Source organism: Pseudomonas syringae (assembly GCF_023278085.1).
GTDB classification, from domain to species: domain Bacteria; phylum Pseudomonadota; class Gammaproteobacteria; order Pseudomonadales; family Pseudomonadaceae; genus Aquipseudomonas; species Aquipseudomonas syringae_Q.
The window spans coordinates 538,506-545,000 of record NZ_CP066265.1 but is presented as its reverse complement, the minus strand read 5'-3'; the positions used below and the strand labels follow the sequence as shown (position 1 = coordinate 545,000).

Sequence of the window (6,495 nt, the reverse complement as noted above, 5' to 3'; positions counted from 1 at the left end):
CCAAACGAACGAACCTTGCCCTTGATCTGGAGATGCCTGATCAGGACGTACAAGACCAAGACGCTCCCGAAGCCACTCAAGCCACACCTGAAGCCATCGAATCACCTTTTGCCCAGATCGACGACACCGAAGATCAGGCTCAGGACACCGCCGCCGCGCAGCCAGTAACAGAAAAAACGGCACCTGCCGCCGCCAAGGATCCCAATCACCGGGAAGTCACCGTCAGCAAAGGCGATACCCTGTCGACGCTGTTCGAAAAGGTCGGCCTTCCAGCCGCCACCGTTCATGAAGTGCTGGCCAGCGACAAGCAGGCCAAGCAGTTCAGCAAGCTGCAGAATGGTCAGACCTTGCAGTTCGAACTGACGCCGGACGGCCAGCTCAAGCAATTGCATACCAAACTCAGCGAACTCGAGAGCATCAGCCTGTCGAAAACCGCGACTGGCTTTGCGTTCAACCGCGAAATCAGCAAGCCCAATGTGCGTAATGCCTATGTACACGGGGTGATCAATAGCTCTCTGTCGCAATCAGCCCAACGCGCCGGCCTGACCCACAGCATGACCATGGACATGGCCAATATCTTTGGCTACGACGTCGACTTCGCTCAGGACATCCGCAAGGGTGACGAGTTTGATGTGGTGTATGAGCAGAAAGTGGTCAACGGCAAGAACGTCGGCACCGGCAACATCCTGGCGGCCCGCTTCACCAACCGCGGCAAGACCTACACTGCAGTTCGTTACACCAGCAAACAAGGCACGACCAATTACTACACCGCCGATGGCAACAGCATGCGCAAGGCGTTCATCCGTACACCGGTTGACTTCGCCCGTATCAGCTCGATGTTCTCGATGGGTCGCAAGCACCCGATCCTGAACAAGATCCGTGCGCACAAAGGTGTCGACTATGCTGCTCCACGCGGCACTCCGATCAAGGCCACCGGCGACGGCAAGGTATTGCTGGCCGGGCGTCGCGGCGGTTACGGCAACACGGTAATCATCCAGCACGGCGACACCTACCGCACGCTGTATGGTCACATGCAAGGCTTCGCCAAAGGCGTGCAAACCGGCAGCGCAGTCAAACAAGGTCAGGTCATCGGCTATATTGGAACTACCGGCTTGTCGACTGGCCCGCATTTGCACTATGAGTTTCAGGTCAATGGCGTGCACGTAGACCCGTTGGGTCAGAAGCTTCCGATGGCGGATCCGATCGCCAAATCCGAAAAACAGCGGTTCATGCAGCAAAGCCAACCGTTGATGGCGCGCATGGATCAGGAAAAGGCCACCACGCTGGCCTCTAATAAAAGGTAATCCATGGCCTACTTCTATATAGGTGTGATGTCCGGCAGCAGCCTCGATGGGATCGATATCGCCCTGTTGGAGCAGGATAACCGACCGATACTTCTGGCAACTCACTACATTCCCATGCCGGAAGACCTGCATGCAGAGTTGCTGTCGCTTTGCTCCAGTGGTGTAGATGAGCTTGCTCGCGCGGCCATTACCGAACAGAAGTGGTGCCGACTGGTCGCCGAAGGTGTTCTGACCTTGCTGAAAGAGCAGAACATGGTAGCCGGACAGATCCGCGCCATTGGCAGCCACGGTCAGACAATTCGTCATGAACCTGCTCGTGGCTACAGCATCCAGATCGGTAACCCTGCCCTGCTGGCCGAACTGACTGAAATCACCGTAGTGAGTGACTTCCGCCGCCGTGACATTGCGGCAGGTGGCCAAGGTGCACCCTTGGTGCCTGCCTTCCATGAAGCGCTGTTCGATGACAACAAGAATCATCGCGCCGTGCTTAACATTGGCGGGTTCAGCAACTTGAGCCTGATCGAATCGGATCGTCCGGTTGAAGGCTTTGATTGCGGCCCGGGCAACGTGCTGCTGGATGCATGGATACAATCCAAGCGCACCCAGAGCTATGACGAAGGTGGTAACTGGGCAGCGAGTGGCCAGGTCAACAAGGAGCTGCTGAACACGCTGCTCAGCGACCCGTTCTTCCAGACCAAAGGGCCGAAAAGTACTGGCCGGGAAGTGTTCAACCTTGGCTGGCTTCGCCATCATCTCTTTCAGTTTCAGACCCTGGCACCGGAAGACGTGCAGGCCACTCTGCTGGAGCTGACCGCACTGACCATCACCGAGTCACTGCAATCGGCACAGTCGAGCACCATGGACCTTCTGGTCTGCGGCGGCGGTGCGCACAACACTGCGCTGATGAATCGTCTTGCCGAACTGCTGCCCGACACCAAAGTCAGCAGCACCGATAAATTCGGCGTCGACCCTGACTGGGTAGAGGCAATGGCCTTTGCATGGCTTGCGCATTGCTGCCTTGAAAGCGTCCCGGCAAACCGCCCGACGGTAACCGGCGCCAAAGGCCTGCGAATTCTGGGCGCGATCTACCCCGCATGACGCCTGACACCTGAACGCAAAACGCCGCTCGAATGAGCGGCGTTTTTGTCTACAGCAGCGTGTTTACAGCAGCGTTCAATCAGATCGAAAACGAAGAACCGCAACCACAAGTCGTGGAGGCATTCGGGTTCTTGATCACGAATCGCGAGCCTTCAAGCCCTTCCTGATAATCCACTTCAGCGCCCGCCAGATACTGGAAGCTCATCGGATCGACCACCAGGCTCACACCCTCGCGCTCGACGATCGTATCATCGTCTGCCACGTCTTCATCGAACGTGAAGCCGTACTGAAAACCTGAGCAACCACCACCTGTAACGAATACACGCAGTTTAAGGCGATCATTGCCCTCCTCGTCGACCAGGGTTTTCACCTTGTGCGCTGCATTTGGGGTGAATTCCAAAGCCGTAGGCGTAAAGGATTCAACACTCATGTCAGATATCTCCCGGCATTAGCCGTCGTAATGCGTAATGACGGCATTATCCGCTTCTCCTAGAAAATCGGTCAACTATTTGATCGGGAGCAGCTGCAAGCTACAAGCTACAAGCTACAAGCTACAAGAGCATGAGCTGCATGCTTTTATCTTGCAGCTTGACGCTTGCCGCTCGAAGCTGCCTCCCTCAGGGCATCATCCCTGCATGAGACAACCCTGCGCGCTCATCCAGACCGAACAGGATGTTCATGTTCTGCACCGCCTGCCCCGACGCACCCTTGACCAGGTTGTCGATGACCGAAAGCACCACCACCAGATCACCGCCCTGTGGACGATGCACGGCAATACGGCAGACGTTGGCGCCGCGTACGCTGCGGGTTTCCGGGTGGCTGCCGGCTGGCATTACATCCACGAACGGCTCATCGGCGTAGCGCTTCTCGAACAAGGCTTGCAGATCCACTGAACGGTCGGTAACCGTTGCATAAAGTGTGGAGTGAATGCCGCGGATCATCGGCACCAGATGCGGAACGAAGGTCAGACCAACATCGCCACCCGCTGCGCGACGCAACCCCTGAGTGATTTCAGGCAAATGACGGTGACCTTTCACGGCGTAGGCCTTGAAGCTTTCGTTGGCTTCCGAGTACAGGGAGCCAATGTTCAGACCACGCCCTGCACCGCTCACACCGGACTTGCAGTCGGCAATCAGACGGGTGTTGTCGGCAATGCCTGCTTCAAGCAACGGCAAGAAGCCCAGTTGGGTAGCTGTCGGGTAGCAGCCCGGTACGGCAATCAAGCGCGCGCTTTTTATCTGCTCGCGGTTGACTTCCGGCAGCCCGTAGACCGCGTCCTGCAGCAACTGCGGCGCACCGTGAGGCTGGCCGTACCATTTGGCCCATTCGACCGGGTCCTGCAAACGGAAATCGGCCGACAGATCGATCACCTTGGTGCCTGCCGCAAGCAGTTCACCCGCCAGGGCATGGGCAACACCGTGAGGCGTGGCAAAAAACACCACGTCACAGGCACCTAACGTTTTGACATCAGGGACGCTGAACGCCAGGCCGTCATAATGGCCTCGCAGGTTCGGGTACATATCGGCGACTGGAAGACCGGCCTCCGAGCGAGAGGTAATCACCACCACTTCTGCCTGCGGATGCTGTGCCAACAGACGCAGCAGCTCGACTCCGGTGTAACCCGTGCCGCCGACGATACCGACCTTGACCATAACCTGCCCTCAACGAAACAACTGGAAAGCGGTCGATAATAGGAGCCTATGGCCTCTGCGACAACCGACAACGTGACGTATGGGCGCACAAGACACTACTATTCGGCCACCGTGAACCTGGGAATAATCAAAAATGCTCTATTTATGGATCAAAGCGCTGCATGTCATTTCTATGGTCTGCTGGTTTGCAGCCCTGTTCTATTTACCAAGACTGTTCGTCTACCACTCGATGAGCGAGGACACCGTCAGCCGCGAGCGCTTCATGGTCATGGAACGCAAGCTGTACCGTGGCATCATGACCCCGGCAATGATCGCCACGCTGGTCTTCGGCGGCTGGCTGATCAGCTTCGACCCCAGCGGTTATTTCAGCCAGGGCTGGATGCACGCGAAGCTGACGCTGGTGTTCCTGCTGATCGGCTACCACCATGTCTGCGGCGCGCAGATGAAACGCTTCGCCCGTGGCGAGAATGGCCGCTGCCACGTGTTTTATCGCTGGTTCAATGAAATTCCGGTATTGATCCTGATTGCGGTGGTCATTCTGGTCATCGTCAAACCGTTCTGACCGACCAGCGCTCTACCCTCCAAAAAAGGACGCCCGCGCAAAGGCGTCCTGCTGCTCTCAACTCAAGACAAGGAAGCCCTGTATGACCGATACCCTCTTCAAGATCATGTTTGAAGGGCAGGTGCGTGACGGCGTCGAGCCTGACACCGCAAAAGCCAATGTAGCCGGGCTGTTCAAAAGCGATGCGGCGGCGGTTGAAAAACTGTTCAGCGGCAAACCCGTCACCCTCAAGCGCGGGCTGGTTCACGCGGAAGCCGAGCGCTATGTCGCCGCGCTGAATGAGGCAGGCGTCGAAGCCCACATCGAACCCGACCAGGCCATCAGCCTCAATCTGGATGAGGTCGCCACACCAGCAACGCCTTGGGCATCCGACAAACGCTCGCCGGAGCATGCATCCCCTTACGCGCCACCCAAAGCGCAGGTGGGTCACGAGGAGTTCGGGCACTCCACGCTCAAAGTCTTCACCACCCACGGCCGTATCGGACGTCTGCGCTTTCTGGCGTGGAGCATGGTCCAGTGTGTCACGCTCATCGTGCTGCTCTCATTGGCCTTGGCCGTCATGAACGCGTCGCTGGTCGGCGGCGGCTTGCTGATCGCGATACTGGTGGTGGTGTTCATCACTATCGGCATCATGATCGGCGTACAGAGGCTGCATGACCTGGGCTGGTCAGGCTGGCTTCTGCTGTTGAACCTCGTGCCGTTCGTGGGCACCTTGTTCCCGTTCCTGATCATGGTGCTGCCGGGCACCCAAGGCCCGAACCAGTTCGGCCCGCCGCCACCGCCCAACACGCGCGGCGTAAAGTTTCTGGCCGTAGTGTGGATTGCCATGATTCCGGTTATCACCGTAGCCAGCATCTATTACGGCATTGCAACCCTGGCCAAAGAGGAGCTGGCGCTTAAAACCGACGAGTACGAACAGACCCTGCCTTACGATGATCAGGACGACAGTGCCTTGAGTGCTCCTGATGATGTCAATGAAGAGCTCAACGAACAGAACGAACAGAACGACAAGTAATAAACTGCTGACGCCCGGCGAACAGCCGGGCGCACAGGCTCAATGGAGAACTGCATGACCCGTTACGCCCTGATCACCGGCGCTTCCAGCGGCATAGGCCTGGCCATGGCCGAGGCGCTGGCGCGTCGTGGTCGCAATCTGATTCTGGTTGCCCGCCAGCGTGACTTGCTGGAAACGATCGCGCTGGAATTCACTCAGCGTTTTGGCGTCGAGGTGCTGATTCGCGCGTGCGACCTGGGCGAACCGCTGCGACTCTCGGGTTTTCTGCTGGAACTGGAAGACGGTGCCCACCAGATCGACCTGCTGGTCAACGCCGCAGGCATCGGCACGTGCGGGCCATTTCTGGCGCAGGACTGGGGCGTCGAGCAGGACCTGATCGACCTGAACATCCTGGCGCTCACACGTTTGTGTCACACCGTTGGTAACCTGATGGCAATTCAGGGTGGCGGCCAGATACTCAATGTCGCTTCGGTGGCAGCTTTCCAGCCGGGTCCGTGGATGAGCACCTATTACGCAAGCAAGGCGTATGTACTGCATTTTTCCGAAGGTCTGCGCGAGGAAGTGAAAAAAGCGGGCGTCAACGTCTCGGTATTGTGCCCGGGGCCAACCCGGACGGCGTTCTTCCGTACCGCGCAATTGCAGGTGAACGTCGATAATCTGATGAGCCCTGAAGAAGTAGCGCTGTACACCGTTCGAGCGCTGGCAAAAAACCGCGCGGTTATCATTCCAGGCTTCAGCAACAGGTTCTGGACACTCAGCCCGCGCTTTGTTTCGCGCTGGCTGGCACGCCAGATAAGCGGTTATATCAACAAGAAGTTCTGCCCGCGCTGACAGAGGCAGGGCTGGGCGGGCCACGTCTCGCTC

Annotated in this window: 7 protein-coding genes (1 of these 7 cut by a window edge); 5 read left to right on the top strand and 2 right to left on the bottom strand. The window is 57.8% G+C overall.

The genetic code is table 11. The annotated features are described in order from the left end of the window. Together I9H07_RS02475 and I9H07_RS02470 are read left to right on the top strand one after the other, a co-directional pair. On the top strand, window positions 1-1,304 hold the 3' portion of the coding sequence (locus tag I9H07_RS02475) for a peptidoglycan DD-metalloendopeptidase family protein (protein ID WP_024674780.1). Its footprint begins 121 nt before the window's first position; the window shows 1,304 of its 1,425 coding nt (coding positions 122-1,425); its start codon lies beyond the left edge, outside the window; it ends in the stop codon at window positions 1,302-1,304. A gap of 3 nt (window positions 1,305-1,307) precedes the next feature. Next, complete coding sequence (locus I9H07_RS02470; protein ID WP_024674779.1) at window positions 1,308-2,402, top strand: anhydro-N-acetylmuramic acid kinase; 1,095 nt, start codon at window positions 1,308-1,310, stop codon at window positions 2,400-2,402. Between the two features lie 79 nt (window positions 2,403-2,481). On the opposite strand, the gene erpA is transcribed toward I9H07_RS02470, so the two are convergent. Further along, window positions 2,482-2,832 (bottom strand): iron-sulfur cluster insertion protein ErpA, encoded by a 351-nt coding sequence (erpA, locus tag I9H07_RS02465; RefSeq protein ID WP_002551953.1) that lies wholly within the window; start codon window positions 2,830-2,832, stop codon window positions 2,482-2,484. A 187-nt stretch (window positions 2,833-3,019) separates the two neighbouring features. Then, the gene (argC, locus tag I9H07_RS02460; protein WP_236425106.1) at window positions 3,020-4,054 is read right to left on the bottom strand and encodes an N-acetyl-gamma-glutamyl-phosphate reductase; all 1,035 of its coding nucleotides are present in this window, start codon (window positions 4,052-4,054) and stop codon (window positions 3,020-3,022) included. Between the two features lie 133 nt (window positions 4,055-4,187). On the opposite strand from argC, the gene hemJ reads away from it, so the two are divergent. The 3 genes from hemJ to I9H07_RS02445 all read left to right on the top strand — a co-directional run bounded on the left by hemJ (window position 4,188) and on the right by I9H07_RS02445 (window position 6,462). Further along, a complete protein-coding gene (hemJ, locus tag I9H07_RS02455; protein ID WP_236425105.1) occupies window positions 4,188-4,616 on the top strand; it encodes a protoporphyrinogen oxidase HemJ in 429 nt (142 codons plus the stop codon). An 82-nt stretch (window positions 4,617-4,698) separates the two neighbouring features. Next, window positions 4,699-5,631: a DUF805 domain-containing protein gene (locus I9H07_RS02450; RefSeq protein WP_236425104.1), complete on the top strand. Its 933-nt coding sequence runs from the start codon at window positions 4,699-4,701 to the stop codon at window positions 5,629-5,631. A gap of 54 nt (window positions 5,632-5,685) precedes the next feature. Then, window positions 5,686-6,462: an SDR family NAD(P)-dependent oxidoreductase gene (locus tag I9H07_RS02445; protein WP_058391119.1), complete on the top strand. Its 777-nt coding sequence runs from the start codon at window positions 5,686-5,688 to the stop codon at window positions 6,460-6,462. Window positions 6,463-6,495 lie beyond the last annotated feature (33 nt).

What these genes read in the sequence shown, in the direction of transcription:
- I9H07_RS02470 (WP_024674779.1), top strand. Translation starts at nt 1,308, where the DNA reads ATGGCCTACTTCTATATAGGTGTGATGTCCGGCAGCAGCCTCGATGGG.
- erpA (WP_002551953.1), bottom strand. Translation starts at nt 2,832, where the DNA reads ATGAGTGTTGAATCCTTTACGCCTACGGCTTTGGAATTCACCCCAAAT.
- argC (WP_236425106.1), bottom strand. Translation starts at nt 4,054, where the DNA reads ATGGTCAAGGTCGGTATCGTCGGCGGCACGGGTTACACCGGAGTCGAG.
- hemJ (WP_236425105.1), top strand. Translation starts at nt 4,188, where the DNA reads ATGCTCTATTTATGGATCAAAGCGCTGCATGTCATTTCTATGGTCTGC.
- I9H07_RS02450 (WP_236425104.1), top strand. Translation starts at nt 4,699, where the DNA reads ATGACCGATACCCTCTTCAAGATCATGTTTGAAGGGCAGGTGCGTGAC.
- I9H07_RS02445 (WP_058391119.1), top strand. Translation starts at nt 5,686, where the DNA reads ATGACCCGTTACGCCCTGATCACCGGCGCTTCCAGCGGCATAGGCCTG.